General features: G+C 51.0%; 16 protein-coding genes. 10 read left to right on the plus strand and 6 right to left on the minus strand.

Annotation, left to right across the window (positions count from 1 at the left end; all coding sequences use genetic code 11):
- The first annotated feature begins 71 nt into the window (after window positions 1-71).
- Entirely contained in the window at window positions 72-557 is a 486-nt protein-coding gene (spy, locus tag FDX22_RS04095; protein WP_146716749.1) for an ATP-independent periplasmic protein-refolding chaperone Spy, read from the plus strand.
- Window positions 558-899: 342 nt separating this feature from the next.
- On the plus strand, window positions 900-1,475 hold the full coding sequence (gene ves, locus FDX22_RS04100) for an environmental stress-induced protein Ves (RefSeq protein WP_115258676.1): 576 nt from the start codon (window positions 900-902) through the stop codon (window positions 1,473-1,475).
- On the opposite strand, the gene cho is transcribed toward ves, so the two are convergent.
- Window positions 1,435-2,322: an excinuclease Cho gene (gene cho / locus FDX22_RS04105; protein WP_146716750.1), complete on the minus strand. Its 888-nt coding sequence runs from the start codon at window positions 2,320-2,322 to the stop codon at window positions 1,435-1,437. The two genes, ves and cho, sit on opposite strands and share 41 nt — an antisense overlap.
- Window positions 2,323-2,453: 131 nt before the next feature.
- Window positions 2,454-3,284 carry an ammonia-dependent NAD(+) synthetase gene (nadE, locus tag FDX22_RS04110; RefSeq protein WP_135912148.1) on the minus strand — a complete coding sequence of 277 codons (831 nt, stop codon included), beginning with the start codon at window positions 3,282-3,284 and terminating at the stop codon, window positions 2,454-2,456.
- Between the two features lie 334 nt (window positions 3,285-3,618).
- Between nadE and osmE the strand changes: the two genes are divergently transcribed.
- The 7 genes from osmE to chbG all read left to right on the plus strand — a co-directional run bounded on the left by osmE (window position 3,619) and on the right by chbG (window position 9,528).
- Entirely contained in the window at window positions 3,619-3,960 is a 342-nt protein-coding gene (gene osmE / locus FDX22_RS04115; protein ID WP_096757272.1) for an osmotically-inducible lipoprotein OsmE, read from the plus strand.
- Window positions 3,961-4,258: 298 nt separating this feature from the next.
- Window positions 4,259-4,579, plus strand: coding sequence for a PTS N,N'-diacetylchitobiose transporter subunit IIB (gene chbB / locus FDX22_RS04120; protein ID WP_003832547.1), 321 nt, complete (start codon window positions 4,259-4,261; stop codon window positions 4,577-4,579).
- Between the two features lie 85 nt (window positions 4,580-4,664).
- Entirely contained in the window at window positions 4,665-6,023 is a 1,359-nt protein-coding gene (gene chbC / locus FDX22_RS04125) for a PTS N,N'-diacetylchitobiose transporter subunit IIC (protein ID WP_115258672.1), read from the plus strand.
- A 54-nt stretch (window positions 6,024-6,077) separates the two neighbouring features.
- Entirely contained in the window at window positions 6,078-6,425 is a 348-nt protein-coding gene (gene chbA, locus FDX22_RS04130) for a PTS N,N'-diacetylchitobiose transporter subunit IIA (protein ID WP_096757270.1), read from the plus strand.
- Window positions 6,426-6,435: 10 nt separating this feature from the next.
- Window positions 6,436-7,278 carry a transcriptional regulator ChbR gene (gene chbR / locus FDX22_RS04135; RefSeq protein ID WP_117342988.1) on the plus strand — a complete coding sequence of 281 codons (843 nt, stop codon included), beginning with the start codon at window positions 6,436-6,438 and terminating at the stop codon, window positions 7,276-7,278.
- A 123-nt stretch (window positions 7,279-7,401) separates the two neighbouring features.
- The gene (locus tag FDX22_RS04140) at window positions 7,402-8,757 is read left to right on the plus strand and encodes a 6-phospho-beta-glucosidase (protein ID WP_135912147.1); all 1,356 of its coding nucleotides are present in this window, start codon (window positions 7,402-7,404) and stop codon (window positions 8,755-8,757) included.
- 12 nt (window positions 8,758-8,769) lie between these two features.
- A complete protein-coding gene (chbG, locus tag FDX22_RS04145) occupies window positions 8,770-9,528 on the plus strand; it encodes a chitin disaccharide deacetylase (protein ID WP_137363008.1) in 759 nt (252 codons plus the stop codon).
- 36 nt (window positions 9,529-9,564) lie between these two features.
- Here chbG and katE read toward each other — a convergent pair whose 3' ends face one another.
- On the minus strand, window positions 9,565-11,823 hold the full coding sequence (gene katE / locus FDX22_RS04150; protein WP_146716751.1) for a catalase HPII: 2,259 nt from the start codon (window positions 11,821-11,823) through the stop codon (window positions 9,565-9,567).
- Window positions 11,824-12,014: 191 nt separating this feature from the next.
- Between katE and cedA the strand changes: the two genes are divergently transcribed.
- Window positions 12,015-12,278: a cell division activator CedA gene (cedA, locus tag FDX22_RS04155; RefSeq protein WP_117342992.1), complete on the plus strand. Its 264-nt coding sequence runs from the start codon at window positions 12,015-12,017 to the stop codon at window positions 12,276-12,278.
- 64 nt (window positions 12,279-12,342) lie between these two features.
- Here the strand turns inward: cedA and tcyP are convergent, their stop codons facing one another.
- The 3 genes from tcyP to kduD all read right to left on the minus strand — a co-directional run bounded on the left by tcyP (window position 12,343) and on the right by kduD (window position 15,314).
- Window positions 12,343-13,734 (minus strand): cystine/sulfocysteine:cation symporter, encoded by a 1,392-nt coding sequence (gene tcyP / locus FDX22_RS04160; RefSeq protein ID WP_096757263.1) that lies wholly within the window; start codon window positions 13,732-13,734, stop codon window positions 12,343-12,345.
- Window positions 13,735-13,869: 135 nt separating this feature from the next.
- Window positions 13,870-14,457 carry a metal-dependent hydrolase gene (locus FDX22_RS04165; RefSeq protein WP_146716752.1) on the minus strand — a complete coding sequence of 196 codons (588 nt, stop codon included), beginning with the start codon at window positions 14,455-14,457 and terminating at the stop codon, window positions 13,870-13,872.
- 95 nt (window positions 14,458-14,552) lie between these two features.
- A complete protein-coding gene (kduD, locus tag FDX22_RS04170) occupies window positions 14,553-15,314 on the minus strand; it encodes a 2-dehydro-3-deoxy-D-gluconate 5-dehydrogenase KduD (protein WP_146716753.1) in 762 nt (253 codons plus the stop codon).
- Between the last annotated feature and the right edge of the window lie 61 nt (window positions 15,315-15,375).

A 15,375-nucleotide genomic window follows, 5' to 3' on the forward strand; every position in this document is an offset into this window, starting at 1 on the left:
TCAACACGACATCCGATGAGATAAGCATCGTAAGAATGTCGTCAGAATAACTGAAAGGAAGGATAGAAATTATGCGTAAACTGACTGCTCTGTTTGTTGCCTCTACTCTGGCGCTGGGCGCTGCAAATCTGGCACACGCCGCTGATACCACAACTACCGCTCCGGCTGATGCCAAACCGATGATGCACCATAACGCTAAGTTTGGCCCGCACCACGACATGATGTTTAAAGATCTGAATCTGACTGATGCCCAGAAACAGCAGATCCGCGACATTATGAAAGGCCAGCGCGATCAGATGAAACGTCCGCCGCTGGAAGAACGCCGTGCAATGCACGATATCATCGCCAGCGACAGCTTCGACAAAGCGAAAGCTGAAGCGCAGATTGCGAAGATGGAAGAACAGCGCAAAGCTAATATGCTGGCGCATATGGAAACCCAGAACAAGATTTACAACATCCTGACGCCGGAACAGAAAAAACAGTTTAATGCCAATTTTGAGAAGCGTCTGACAGAACGCGCGGCGCAGAAAGGTAAAATGCCAGAGGCTGCTGAGTAACCGATTAGCGTCTACACTACATTATTCGCGTTGTGTCTGGGCATTGCTCAGGACGGCGCGAATCAAAACTCAAGACCGCCGGCCTTGTCCACAACACGTTTAACGAGGTGGGCAGGATCGGCGGTTTTTTCTTTCCAGCCTATTGCACCCTGCAACCGACACGCTATTCTCCTGAAGCCTGCGAAAATTCTACCTGGATCAGCGCGTTAATCTTTTTTCTTAAAACGTCCTCATCCTCGCTAAGGCAAATCAACTCTGCTGCCGATAACAATAAATGTGCAGAGTGAACTTATGGCGGCCAGGGAGCGTCACGCTGACGTACCGCGCCTTTCTGGAGGGATGATGGAATACTTTGATATCCGCAAAATGCCGGTCAATCTTTGGCGCAATGGTGCGGGTGAAACGCGAGAGATTTGTTGTTTTCCGCCAGCGACCCGCGATTTTCACTGGCGGGCAAGTATCGCGTCCATTGCCGCGAACGGTGAGTTTTCTCTTTTCCCGGGCGTAGAGCGAGTGATTACCCTGCTGGAAGGAGGCGAAGTGACTCTGGAAGGCGCCAATCCCTTCAGCCATACCCTGAAACAGCATCAACCGTTCACCTTTGCGGGCGATCAGGTAGTCAAAGCCAAACTGACAGAAGGTCAGATGTCGATGGATTTCAATATTATGACCCGTCGTGATGTCTGCCAGGCCAAAGTCAGGGTTGCGGATCGAACGTTTACCACCTTTGGTTCGCGCGGCGGTGTGGTGTTTGTGTTAAGCGGAGCCTGGCAGTTGGGCGATAAGTTACTGACGGCGGACCAGGGCGCATGCTGGCACGACGGCAAGCACACGCTGCGGTTGTTAAAAGCGGAAGGGAAGCTGCTGTTTAGTGAGATTAACTGGATGCCGGGGCATTCGCCGGATCCAGTTCAATAATGTCATAGTGACCGGACATTACCGGCCGGCAGAGAATTTTGTAACCATCATGATCGAAGCCGGCGGGCATTCGTGCCAGCGTAGCGGCTTCATCCAGCGATGAAACCGCGCCCAGCCATAGCCAGTTATTGATAATGTGATATTGGGTCATTTCTGCGCGGCTTTCTTTTAGCGCAATCGCATTGCTCCACGGCCAGCAGATCACGCGCAATCTTTCCAGTGCCGCCATCAGACGCAGATGATGCGCCTCGGGACTTTCTTTCCCACAGCAGGCTCCGGCGCAACGTTTAAGCGCTGAGCGAAAGCAGGCGCGACCGCGACTTAGCGGTTCTAGTCCCAGCAAACCGTAGCAAAGCTGGTGCTCGTCGGCGACCGTCTGTAATGCCTGCAGCGCCGCACGCCGGTGTGCAAACAGGCCAAACAGATTCGGGGTATGTGAAAAATCCACATCGCGCGCGTAGATAACCTGGACGCGTTGATCGGTTAATTGCAGAGCACAGAGTTGGCGAGTGCGGCGCAGACGCTTATTGAATAAAGGCTGTTGTTCTTTAATTAGCCGTGCCTCCAGCAACAGGGCACCCATTTCACCCGCCGTGCAAATCCAGGTAATACGTCGGGATTGATGCAGCATGGCCGCTTCGTCTGCGTTGCGTAGATGCGCCATCACCCGGCTGCGAACATTGATGCTTTTACCGATATAAAGCGGCATGGTGTCACTTTCGCCGTGAAACAGATAAACACCGGGCGTGGCCGGAAGCGCTTGTAAAAAGGGGCGCAGTTGCTCGGGGTACTCATAAATTGCAGCTGCTTCAAAGGTAATACGAGGGGCTGATTGGCGGCGTACCACTGTTTACTCCGGATGCTGGTTATTCATCCAGTATAGCAGGTGATTATTGATTGAAAAAGCAACATGCGTGAGGTTGTTGACGCCGGACATGCGAAGCTTTGTTGCTGTCCGGCGTTATGCAAGAAGGTGGGTTACGCTTTTTTCCAGAAATCGTCAAACACCGTAATGGGCGTACGACGTTTGTGTTCCGTCTTTAAATACCAGCCTTCAATTTTCTTCGCGATAGTATCATCCAGAATTTTGCCTTCCAGATAATCATCAATGTTGTCGTACGTTACGCCTAAGGCGGCTTCATCGGGCAGAGAAGGGCGATCGTCTTCGAGGTCGGCGGTAGGCGCTTTCTTATATAAGTGCTCCGGACAGCCTAGCGCGGCCAGCAGCTGTTTCCCCTGACGCTTGTTGAGGCGGAATAGTGGGTTAATGTCGGTGCCGCCATCGCCATATTTGGTGAAAAAGCCGGTAATCGCTTCCGCAGCGTGATCGGTGCCAACCACTACGCCGCTGGTCATTCCGGCGATGCTGTACTGTGCCTTCATACGTTCACGGGCTTTTTCATTACCGCGCACAAAATCGCTCAGCTCAATACCGGCTTCACGTAATGCCTGTTCGCTGGCCAGCACCGCAGCTTTGATATTGACGGTTAACACGCGATCCGGCTGAATGAAGGTGATGGCGTCCTGGCAGTCCTGTTCATCGGCCTGCACACCGTAAGGGAGGCGCACGGCAATAAACTGCAGCGCGTCGTTCCCGGTCTCGTCGCGCAGCTCTGAAATGGCCATTTGGCATAACTTTCCGGCGAGCGTTGAATCCTGACCGCCGCTAATCCCTAATACCAGTGATTTCAGGAAAGGATAGGTTTTCAGATAGGATTTCAGAAAATCTACGCTACGGCGAATTTCTTCTTCTGCATTAATGTGCGGCTGTGCGCCAAGTGCCTGGATTATCTCTTGCTGCAGAGTCATCTAACCCCTCCGAAAAAAATAATGACAAAAAATATGATCGGTTAAAGCTAACGCGTTGACGTCCAAACGACAAGGGATGCAGCCTGATATCGCAGTATTTTGTTTTAATATACCCGTCATACTTCAAGTTGCATGTGCGTCGGCTGCACTCGTTCTCCCCAGTCACTTACTTTAGTAAGCTCCTGGGGATTCGCTCCCTTGCCACCTTCCTGCAACTCGAATTATTTAGGGTATAGATTTTTCCGAAATGGTCTGAGACTCATCTGTAAGCTTGAAAAATGTGTTGTTGTGCTCCAGGCTTATATAACACGCTGAAAAACAAGAGGACGAGAAAATGAACAAGAATCTAACAGGAATTCTGGGTGCAGCGGCGGTATTGACTATGCTGGCGGGGTGTACGGCCTACGATCGTACAAAAGACCAATTTGTTCAGCCCGTGGTGAAAGATGTGAAGAAAGGGATGAGCCGGGCGCAGGTTGCGCAGATTGCCGGCAAGCCGTCTTCTGAAGTGACAATGGTGCATGCTCGCGGGACGTGTCAGACCTACATCCTGGGTCAACGAGATGGTAAAGCAGAGACCTATTTTGTAGCTTTGGATGATACGGGACACGTGGTTAATTCTGGTTATCAGACCTGTGCCGAGTACGACACCGATCCGCAGGCGGCGAAGCAGTAACGACTGCTTAATGCCTGAGCACTCAACGGAACCGGCCATTGCGCCGGTTTTTTTGTGCCGTACGATCTTATTTAATGTCGCGAATTATTTGCCTGAAATGTGAGGGGTGTCATAACGCAAGGTCAATGAGAGACAATTTAGTTGGTCAAGGAAATACCATCCTCTGGTGCAATCCCGTATACTCATTTCAGCCACCTAAAAAAGTAATTTAGCTGACGCAAGTTACCCAGAGCATGGATGCAGGTTATGGCTTGCGGAGTGTCTGGATGACAGATAATCGCATATGAGGATCGTTTTTATGGAAAAGAAACACATTTATCTGTTTTGTTCTGCGGGCATGTCGACTTCCTTGTTAGTTTCAAAGATGCGTGCGCAGGCTGAAAAATACGAAGTACCGGTTATTATTGAAGCATTCCCTGAAACGCTGGCTGGGGAAAAAGGTCCTGTTGCTGACGTCGTGTTATTAGGCCCGCAAATTGCTTATATGTTACCCGAAATTCAGCGTTTGTTACCTAACAAGCCTGTAGAAGTGATTGACTCGCTGTTATATGGCAAAGTCGATGGTTTAGGCGTGCTTAAGGCTGCAGTTGCAGCAATTAAAAAAGCCGCAGCAAATTAATTATATTTTTTAAATTTCCCGTCAAAGAGTTATTTCATTAACATTCACCGCAATATTATATTGCGGTATTTAAGGGTATTTTTCTATGAGTAACGCTATTGCTTCACTTGAAAAGGTACTCCTTCCTTTTGCTGTAAAAATTGGAAAGCAGCCACACGTTAATGCAATCAAAAACGGTTTTATTCGTTTAATGCCGTTAACCCTCGCAGGGGCCATGTTTGTATTAATAAATAACGTTTTCCTGAGCTTTGGGGAGGGGTCGTTTTTTTATTCAATGGGTATCCGACTTGATGCTTCGACTATTGAGAATCTCAATAGCTTAAAAGGTATCGGTGGGAACGTTTATAACGGTACGCTGGGTATCATGTCATTGATGGCGCCTTTCTTTATCGGCATGGCGATGGCCGATGAACGCAAAGTTGACTCTCTGGCCGCAGGTTTGCTCTCCGTCGCAGCTTTTATGACCGTCACGCCTTATAGTGTGGGTGAAGCCTATGCCGTTGGTGCTAACTGGTTGGGTGGTGCGAACATTATTTCCGGTATTATTATCGGTCTTGTGGTCGCAGAAATGTTCACCTTTGTGGTCCGTCGTAATTGGGTTATCAGATTACCCGATAGTGTTCCTGCCTCGGTCTCGCGCTCCTTCTCAGCACTGATTCCTGGATTTATCATTCTCTCCATTATGGGGATCATTGGTTGGGCACTGGCAATCTGGGGCACCAACTTCCACCAGATCATCATGGATTCTATTTCGACTCCGCTGGCGTCGCTGGGCAGCGTAGTGGGTTGGGCTTACGTGATTTTTGTTCCGCTGCTGTGGTTCTTTGGTATTCACGGTTCACTGGCGCTGACCGCGCTGGACAGCGGTATCATGACGCCTTGGGCACTGGAAAACATCGCTATCTATCAACAGTTTGGTTCCGTAGACGCAGCATTGGAAGCCGGTAAGACGTTCCACGTCTGGGCAAAACCGATGCTGGATTCCTACATCTTCCTCGGCGGTAGCGGCGCAACCCTGGGTCTGATTATTGCTATCTTCCTGGCATCTCGTCGTCCGGATTATCGTCAGGTGGCGAAACTGGCCCTGCCGTCAGGTATCTTCCAGATTAACGAACCGATTCTGTTCGGTCTGCCAATTATCATGAACCCGGTTATGTTCATCCCGTTCATTCTGGTTCAACCGATTCTGGCCGCGATTATGCTGGCAGCCTACTACACTGGCATTATTCCACCGATTACCAATATTGCGCCGTGGACGATGCCAACCGGGTTAGGCGCGTTCTTTAACACCAACGGTAGCGTTGCGGCTCTGCTGGTGGCACTGTTCAACCTTGGGGTCGCCACGCTGGTGTATCTGCCATTCGTTGTCGTCGCCAACAAAGCGCAGAACGTTATTGATAAAGAAGAAAGCGAAGAAGATATCGCTAACGCATTGAAATTCTAAATTTAATCCGGCATGGCTTCTCGGTCATGCCGGACTGAACCAGAGGAAAAGAGTATGTTGGATATCGAAAATATCGTGGATACATCGTCAGAAGCTGAAGAGCTTGAAGAAGTGGTGATGGGGCTTATCATCAATTCGGGGCAGGCGCGTAGCCTGGCCTATGGCGCACTCAAGATGGCCAAACAGGGCGATTTTGAGGCGGCGAAGGCCATGATGGAACAGTCTCGTATGGCGCTGAACGAAGCGCACCTCGTACAAACGAAACTGATTGAAGGCGATCAGGGCGAAGGTAAAATGAAAGTGAGCCTGGTTCTGGTTCACGCACAGGATCACCTGATGACGTCGATGCTGGCACGCGAGCTGGTGACGGAACTGATTGAGCTTCACGAGAAGCTGAAATAGCGAGGAGTGCATGATGCAATTACAGATTAACGCACCGGAAATCAAAACCGTTTACGAGCAGCAGTTGTTTAATGGCAAAAATTTCCATGTGTTTATCTATAACAAAACTGAAAGTATCAGTGGACTGCATCAGCACGATTACTATGAATTTACGCTGGTATTAACCGGTCGCTATTATCAGGAAATCAACGGTAAACGTGTGCTGCTGGAACGTGGTGACTTTGTTTTTATCCCCCTGGGATCGCATCACCAAAGTTTCTATGATTTCGGCGCCACGCGGATCCTTAACGTCGGTATCAGTAAGCGTTTTTTTGAACAGCACTATCATCCTTTATTGCCGTTTTGTTTTGTTGCATCGCAGGTGTATCGGGCGAATAACTCCTTTCTCACCTATATCGAAACGGTCATTGCATCACTGAACTTTCGCGAGAGCGGGCTGGATGAATTTGTCGAAGTGGTCACCTTCTACATTATTAATCGACTCCGGCATCACCGTGAAGAACAAGTGTTGGATGACATTCCACAATGGCTGAGAGCGACCGTGGAAACGATGCACGACAAACGTCAGTTTAGCGAGAATGCGCTGGAAAACATGGTCCAGCTGTCGGCAAAATCTCAGGAATATCTGACTCGTGCCACCCAGCGTTATTACAGTAAAACACCGATGCAGATTATTAATGAAATCCGCATTAACTTTGCTAAAAAACAGCTGGAAATGACCAACTATTCGGTCACGGATATTGCTTATGAGTCTGGTTACAGCAGCCCAAGCCTGTTTATTAAAACGTTTAAAAAACTGACGTCGTTTACGCCCAATAGCTACCGGAAGAAGTTAACTGAGTTTAATCAGTAGCTATTATTTGCCAATAACCCATTTTTATAGCTTGCCCAAAATAGCGTCGGGACAGCCACGCTATATCTGACAAACGGGTTGAGCATAATACACGTCAGTGTTTTGACACTGAAGGGAGAAAGTATGAGCCAGAAATTAAAAGTCGTCACTATCGGTGGCGGGAGCAGCTACACCCCTGAATTACTTGAAGGCTTTATTAAGCGTTATCATGAGTTACCGGTGTCTGAATTGTGGTTGGTTGATGTCGACGGCGGTAAAGAGAAGCTGGATATTATTTTCGACCTGTGCCAACGCATGATCGACAAAGCTGGCGTGCCGATGAAGCTGTATAAAACACTGGATCGTCGCGAAGCGCTGAAAGACGCTGACTTTGTGACCACGCAGCTGCGCGTTGGACAACTTAAAGCCCGTGAGCAGGACGAGCGAATCCCGCTGAGCCACGGTTACCTGGGCCAGGAGACAAACGGCGCGGGCGGCCTGTTTAAAGGTTTGCGGACTATTCCGGTTATTTTTGACATCGTGAAAGATGTCGAAGAACTGTGCCCAAATGCGTGGGTGATTAACTTTACTAACCCGGCCGGAATGGTCACTGAAGCCGTCTATCGCCATACGAATTTTAAGAAATTCATCGGGGTATGCAATATTCCGATCGGCATGAAAATGTTTATTACCGACGTGTTGGCGTTAAAAGAGAGCGATGATTTATCTATCGATCTGTTTGGCCTGAACCATATGGTGTTTATTAAAGATGTGCTGGTCAACGGCGAGTCACGTTTTGACGAACTGCTCGACGGCGTGGCCTCGGGGCAGTTAAAAGCGTCCACCGTGAAGAACATTTTCGACCTGCCGTTTAGCGAAGGATTGATTCGCTCGCTGAAACTGCTGCCGTGCTCGTATTTGCTTTACTACTTCAAGCCAAAAGAGATGCTGGCGATTGAAATGGGTGAATACTATAAGGGCGGTGCACGCGCGCAGGTTGTGCAAAAAGTGGAGAAACAACTTTTTGAGCTGTATAAAAATCCTGAACTGAATGTGAAACCGAAGGAGCTTGAGCAGCGTGGTGGGGCGTATTACTCCGATGCGGCGTGTGAGGTGATCAACGCCATCTACAACGACAAGCAGACCGAGCACTATGTCAACATTCCTCACCATGGCCATGTAGACAACATTCCTGCGGACTGGGCTGTTGAGATGACCTGTACGCTGGGGCGCAATGGCGCGACCCCGCATCCACGGATCACGCATTTTGATGAGAAAGTGCTTGGCCTTATCTATACCATTAAAGGTTTTGAGGTGGCGGCGAGTAATGCGGCACTGAGCGGTGAATTTAATGATGTGCTGCTGGCGTTAAATCTGAGCCCACTGGTGCATTCTGACCGTGATGCCGAAATTCTGGCGCGGGAACTGATCCTTGCCCATGAAAAATGGCTGCCAAACTTTGCCGGGTGCATCGAGACGCTCAAAAGCGAACAACACTGATAGAGGTCGGCTATGGAACGCGTACTGATTGTGAATGCGGATGATTTTGGCCTGAGCAAAGGGCAAAACTACGGCATTATTGACGCTTGTCGCCATGGTGTTGTCACCTCGACAACGGCGCTGGTCAACGGCGAGGCCATTGAGCATGCGGTGCAGTTGAGTCGTGAGCTTCCTGAACTGTCTGTTGGCATGCACTTTGTGCTGACGCTGGGGAAACCGCTGACGGCAATGCCAGGGCTGACCCGCGACGGACTGCTGGGGAAATGGATCTGGCAGATGGCCGAGGAGGACACCTTGCCGCTGGATGAAATTTCGCACGAGCTGGCCGCACAGTATCAGCGTTTCATCGACCTGTTCGGCCGGGAGCCGACGCATCTGGATAGCCATCACCATGTGCATATGTTCCCGCAGATTTTCCCTGTAGTGGCCAATTTTGCGGCCCAGCACGGTATTGCGTTACGCATCGATCGTCAGACGGTGTTTGAGGCTGCTGACTTACCTGTTGCGTTGCGCACGTCGCAGGGATTTAGCAGCGAGTTTTACGGCGAGGCGATTTCCGAAGAGCTGTTTTTGCAGGTGCTAGACGCCTCAGCAGACAGGGGCGAGTCCTCGCTGGAAGTGATGTGCCACCCGGCCTTTGTCGATAATATCATTCGACAAAGCGCCTACTGTTACCCCCGCTTAACTGAACTTGATGTGCTGACGTCTCCGGTATTGAAATATGCTATTGCGGAGCGCGGTTATCGTCTCGGCAGTTTTCTGAACGTGTAATTCCTGAGTTTGCGGCGCGTCAATGCGCCGCTTTTTTTAGGCCGGAATGGTGTCGACTTTTCCGCTGCGAGACCAGACACGGTGCGCGGTCATGAGTGCCAGCAAAGTATCCATAAACTGCGCATCTGCGCTGTCCGCTTCAACAATCCCTTCTTCACCCTGATTGCTAACCTTCAGCACGGCTTTCAACTGACGCGCATTGCCTGCCAGCGCAATGGGTTTCAAATGTTTGTATGCTTCCAGTAAGTAGTAACGGGTATCGCCGCGCATGTCGATATCCGCAATATTGCCGCAAGGCACAATGACCGCATCCACGGTCAGTGATGGCGAACCGGCAAAGGTACCGGCGATGTTCAGCACCGAGCCATCGTCGGCAACCACGTTCCCCATACGCGAATAGAGCAATTTTGCATGCACACCGCGGGACTGGAGAGCTTGCATGATGGTGAGCATATCGGCCGATTTGACCTCGTCATTCAGCAAAATGGCCACTATCCGGCCTTTGATATCGCCTTGTGCCCCTGCGTACAAACTGAGTGATGGGGCTTCAGTTAACCCGTTGACGTCCGCAGGTGGGGCGATTTGCTGCTGTTCGTCGGTTAGTTCAAAACCGAGGTTGTCGGCAACAGATTGTGCAAGGGTGGTATCAATGTGCGCCAGTTGTTCAACCACTCTCTCGCGGATATACGGGCGGGTGACTTTGCTCAGTTCAAAACTGAATCCGCCAACAATATGCTGCTGCTCAATAGGCATCTGACTTAGCCAGAACAGGCGAGGGTGCGCATAGTATTCGCCGAAAGAGGGGCTTCTTTCACGTATCTTACTGCCTTCAATACGTTCCTGATATGATTCAAATCCCCCGCGTTTAGGGCCAGGTGGCGTTTCGCGCGGCCAGTTATCATTGATCGAGTTTGGTTCGTAGTTGGCCGGGTTGGTATCAATATCCATGCGATGCATGCCTTCGCGCTGGAAATTGTGATACGGGCAGGTCGGGCGGTTAATCGGAATTTCATGAAAGTTAGGTCCGCCCAGACGGCTGATCTGCGTGTCGGTATATGAAAACAGTCGGCCCTGTAGCAGCGGATCGTTGGTGAAATCAATACCGGGGACGATGTGTCCTGGATGAAATGCTACCTGCTCGTTTTCGGCAAAGAAATTATCCGGGTTACGGTTAAGCACCATTTTTCCGACGCGCTGAACCGGAACCAATTCCTCGGGGATCAACTTTGTTGGGTCGAGCAGATCAAAATCGAATTTAAACTCGTCCTCTTCCGCAATCAGTTGCAGTCCCAACTCATATTCCGGGTAATCACCGGCTTCGATGGCCTCCCACAGATCGCGACGGTGGAAGTCAGGGTCTCGACCGGTAAGTTTTTGCGCTTCATCCCAAACCAGAGAGGCTTTGCCTGCCAGGGGTTTCCAGTGGAAGCGTACAAAGGTGGCTTTACCTTGCGCGTTAATCAGTCGAAACGTGTGGATGCCAAAGCCTTCCATCGTGCGATAGCTACGAGGGATCCCACGGTCTGACATGGCCCACATCACGTTATGCAGTGTTTCTGGCTGTAAAGAGACGTAATCCCAGAAGGTATCATGCGCGCTTTGTCCCTGTGGAATAGCCCAGTGCGGCTCTGGTTTAACCGCGTGGACGAAGTCCGGGAATTTATGGGCGTCCTGGATAAAAAACACCGGTGTATTATTTCCTACCAGGTCAAATATCCCCTCTTCGGTATAAAACTTTGTGGCAAATCCGCGAATATCCCGGACCGTGTCTGCTGAACCGGCGCCGCCCTGGACGGTGGAGAAACGCACAAAAACCGGGGTTATCTTATTTGCCTCGCACAGGAAGTCGGCTTTGGTGACGGCACTTAAATCGGCATAGGACTGAAAGTAACCATGCGCGGCGGAGCCACGGGCATGAACGATCCGTTCCGGAATGCGTTCATGATCAAAATGGGTAATCTTCTCACGCAGGATAAAATCCTCGAGCAGCGTCGGCCCACGGTTTCCGGCGCGTAATGAGTTTTGATCGTCTGCAATGCGGACACCCTGATTGGTGGTCAGGGCAAAATCTTCACTGCCTTTACGAAAAGGCTCCAGTGAGTTGAGTTTGTCATTAACGGTGTCGGGGGCCTTTGCACTACCAGGGGCAGTGGGCTGCATGCCCGGCGGTGTGGGTTTGGCGTCGGGTTTGTGCGAGCCGTCTGCGGGGGCCAGGGAATCTAGCCCTGGTCTGGATTCGCTGGCATCATGAACCGGTGCCGGGTGATTGAGTGGATGCTTGTCATTCTGCGACATGAACTCGTCTCCTGTTTTCATTGCTGAAAGGGTCGTTGTTGCTGTCAAAAACATTAACTATAGACCACGCATCCAGGTGAGCCGGGATCCGTTGAAGGGGAATACTGTAATGAACAAGGCAAACAGCGCACGCAAGGCAGGACGTCAGGGCGCAAAATCGGCTAAGATAGCGTTTTTCTGATTTTTAGAATTTGTCTTTAGTGAAGCAACTGATTATGAAACCTCTTCGCCAACAAAATCGCAAGGTTATCAGCTACGTTCCGCGTGTGGAGCCCGCGCCACCAGAGCATGCGATAAAAATGGATGCGTTTCGTGACGTATGGATACTGCGCGGAAAATATGTCGCTTTTGTCTTAATAGGAGAGGCGTTTCAACGTTCGCCTGCGTTTACGGTTCCGGAGTCGGCGCAACGCTGGGCAAACCAGGTCCGTCAGGAAAACGAACTGAGCAATTAATGGGATATAAAAAAACCGCCGGGGCATGATACTCCGGCGGTTTTTTACGCTTCAGGAAACCGGTTTAACGGTGTGCCAGTTCGGCGTTATCGTCACTGTCCAGAATCGTTTTGTCGGTTTGCTTCAGCCACTGACTGGTGAGCGTACCGGCAGTCATGGAGCCACTGACGTTCAACGCAGTACGACCCATATCGATCAGCGGTTCTACGGAGATCAGTAGAGCGACCAGCGTAACCGGCAGGCCCATCGCCGGCAGCACGATCAGTGCGGCAAACGTTGCACCCCCACCCACACCCGCGACTCCGGCGGAGCTAACGGTCACAATACCGACCAGTGTTGCAATCCACATTGGGTCGAGCGGGTTAATCCCCACAGTCGGCGCAACCATCACTGCCAGCATTGCCGGGTACAGCCCCGCACAACCGTTTTGACCAATCGTGGCGCCAAAAGAGGCGGCAAAGCTGGCAATCGACTCAGGCACACCCAGGCGACGGGTTTGCGCTTCCACATTCAGCGGAATAGACGCAGCGCTGGAGCGGCTGGTGAAGGCAAACGTCAGTACCGGCCAGACTTTACGGAAGTACTTCAGCGGGCTCACGCCGTTAATACCCAGCAGAATACCGTGTACCACGAACATGATGCCCAGACCGAGGTACGAAGCCACCACGAAGCTGCCCAGCTTAATAATGTCCTGCAGGTTGGAGCCGGCAACCACTTTGGTCATCAACGCCAGAACACCGTACGGCGTCAGCTGCATCACCAGACGAACCAGCTTCATCACCCAGCTTTGTAGGGTATCAATAGCGGTTAATACGCGTTCGCCTTTCGGGGCATCATCTTTCAGCAGTTTCAGGGCCGCGACACCAAGGAATGCGGCGAAGATAACAACGCTGATAATGGAGGTTGGGTTAGCGCCAGTGAGATCGGCAAACGGGTTTTTCGGGATAAACGACAGCACCAGCTGCGGCACGCTCAGGTCGGCAACTTTACCCACGTAGTTGGTTTCGATGGCGTTCAGACGGGCGGTTTCAGCACCACCCTGTACCAGTCCATCCGCCGTCAGGCCGAACAGGTTAGTGACCAGTACCCCAACTAACGCGGCGATAAGTGTTGTAAACAGCAACGTCCCGATGGTCAGGAAGCTGATTTTCCCCAGCTGAGAGGCGTTGTGCAGACGCGCAACGGCGCTGAGGATAGAGGCAAATACCAGCGGCATGACGATCATTTGCAGAAGTTGAACATAGCCGTTGCCGACAATGTTGAACCACTGTACAGAATCTTTCAGTACCTGGCTGTCTGAGCCGTAAATCGTATGCAGGGCAAGGCCAAATACCACGCCCATAACCAGACCAACCAGTACTTTTTTGGCCAGACTCCACTGTTTGTGACGGGCTTGCGCCAGCACGAACAGCAGTACAACGAACACGATAATGTTCGCGATTAATGGAAAGTTCATCCCCGTTCTCCTGATCTTTTTTTATGTATCACCGAACTACAGTGATTCTGTTGGCGCAAGATTAGCAGAACTGTGACTTGCCTCTTATATTCAAATGGAATTGTTTATGCCAAAAATGACATTTTGGCCGATTTCTTAATCAGCCTGGTGTTTTATAAAACGATTAAACTGCATTTGTAGCGTATTAATCATCTGCGATGACCAGCGTACTGCACTGTTTTCAGGCAAAGTTTGTGGCATCCAGATAGCCCAGGCAAACAGCGCCATGCATAAAAAACGCTCCAGCTGGTTGCCTTTTTGCGGTACGAGGATCGGCAGGCGAAAGCGCCAGCGGCAGGGCCACAGCAGAGGAACGCCGGCTGGGGTCAGCATATCGGCCAGAATATGACTAAGGTAGCCGAGCACCATCCCCTGTAACGCATCCGCCGGGATTATCCAGGTCTCGGGTACTTTCAAATAGAACGTCGCCAGCAAGGCAAACACCGCCAGCAGGCTATGCGTAAACCCGCGATGACCAAATGCCCGGGCTATGGGCTTTGAGACCAACTTCAGACGCTGCCCCAGCAACGATTTGGGATGATCGATATCGGGCAGCAGGCAGGTCAAGATAGCTGAAGGAACAATATGCCACCAGTCACCCTGCGCGAGAACGGGCGTCAGTTCGGCATTCTTGGCAAATACCGCACAGGCAATAGAGAAAAGAAGGTGGCCTTCCGCCGTCATGATAAAACCCAATAAACTGTCAATTCATACAGTATAGGGGTTTTATACAGTAGGCGAAAGAGGTGACGTTGTAACCCTTTGTCACAAATAGGCGATTAACGTGCCAGCCAGCCACCGTCGACGGCCAATGTATAACCATTAATGTAGTCAGAGGCGCGGCTGGCAAGGAATACCGCCGGGCCTTTCAGGTCGTCAGGCGTTCCCCAGCGTCCGGCCGGAATACGGTCGACAATCTCCTGATTACGGTCGGCATCGTCCCGCAGTTGCTGCGTATTGTTGGTCGCCATGTAGCCCGGCGCAATGGCATTGACGTTAATACCCTGTGCGGCCCATTCATTGGCCAGCAGGCGGGTTATGCCCAGCACGCCGCTTTTTGAAGCGGTGTAGGAAGGTACGCGGATACCGCCCTGGAAGGAGAGCATTGACGCAATGTTGATGATTTTTCCGCCCTGACCCTGGCTCAGGAATTGTCTGGCGACGGCCTGTGACAAAAAGAAAACGGATTTGAGATTCAGGTTCATCACATCATCCCAGTCTTGCTCACTAAAGTTCAGGGCGTCCTCACGGCGAATGGTCCCCGCGTTATTGACCAGAATATCGATCCGACCAAAGGTGGAGACCGTTTGCATCACGATATCGTTCAGCGAGTCCTGCTGGCTGAGGTCGGCCTGGATAGTCAGAAAGCGTCGCCCGAGTGCATGGATTTTCTCAGCGGTTTGCACAGGAATTTTACGATTGACGCCGACCACATCGCAGCCGGCCTCCGCCAGCGCGACCGCCATACCTTGCCCAAGCCCGGTATCACATCCGGTGACGATTGCTACTTTACCTTCAAGACGAAAAGCATCCAAAATCATATTCACCCCAGCTATCAAATGGTTTTAACGCATGCTGTGAGTGAAAGAATAGGAGAGGCTG

This window comes from Citrobacter sp. TBCS-14, assembly GCF_005280805.1.
In the GTDB taxonomy this organism is placed as follows: Bacteria; Pseudomonadota; Gammaproteobacteria; order Enterobacterales; family Enterobacteriaceae; genus Citrobacter; species Citrobacter gillenii.

Coding starts and splice junctions, on each gene's coding strand:
- spy (WP_146716749.1), top strand. CDS start 72: ATGCGTAAACTGACTGCTCTGTTTGTTGCCTCTACTCTGGCGCTGGGC.
- ves (WP_115258676.1), top strand. CDS start 900: ATGGAATACTTTGATATCCGCAAAATGCCGGTCAATCTTTGGCGCAAT.
- nadE (WP_135912148.1), bottom strand. CDS start 3,284: ATGACTCTGCAGCAAGAGATAATCCAGGCACTTGGCGCACAGCCGCAC.
- osmE (WP_096757272.1), top strand. CDS start 3,619: ATGAACAAGAATCTAACAGGAATTCTGGGTGCAGCGGCGGTATTGACT.
- chbB (WP_003832547.1), top strand. CDS start 4,259: ATGGAAAAGAAACACATTTATCTGTTTTGTTCTGCGGGCATGTCGACT.
- chbC (WP_115258672.1), top strand. CDS start 4,665: ATGAGTAACGCTATTGCTTCACTTGAAAAGGTACTCCTTCCTTTTGCT.
- chbA (WP_096757270.1), top strand. CDS start 6,078: ATGTTGGATATCGAAAATATCGTGGATACATCGTCAGAAGCTGAAGAG.
- chbR (WP_117342988.1), top strand. CDS start 6,436: ATGATGCAATTACAGATTAACGCACCGGAAATCAAAACCGTTTACGAG.
- FDX22_RS04140 (WP_135912147.1), top strand. CDS start 7,402: ATGAGCCAGAAATTAAAAGTCGTCACTATCGGTGGCGGGAGCAGCTAC.
- chbG (WP_137363008.1), top strand. CDS start 8,770: ATGGAACGCGTACTGATTGTGAATGCGGATGATTTTGGCCTGAGCAAA.
- katE (WP_146716751.1), bottom strand. CDS start 11,823: ATGTCGCAGAATGACAAGCATCCACTCAATCACCCGGCACCGGTTCAT.
- tcyP (WP_096757263.1), bottom strand. CDS start 13,734: ATGAACTTTCCATTAATCGCGAACATTATCGTGTTCGTTGTACTGCTG.
- FDX22_RS04165 (WP_146716752.1), bottom strand. CDS start 14,457: ATGACGGCGGAAGGCCACCTTCTTTTCTCTATTGCCTGTGCGGTATTT.
- kduD (WP_146716753.1), bottom strand. CDS start 15,314: ATGATTTTGGATGCTTTTCGTCTTGAAGGTAAAGTAGCAATCGTCACC.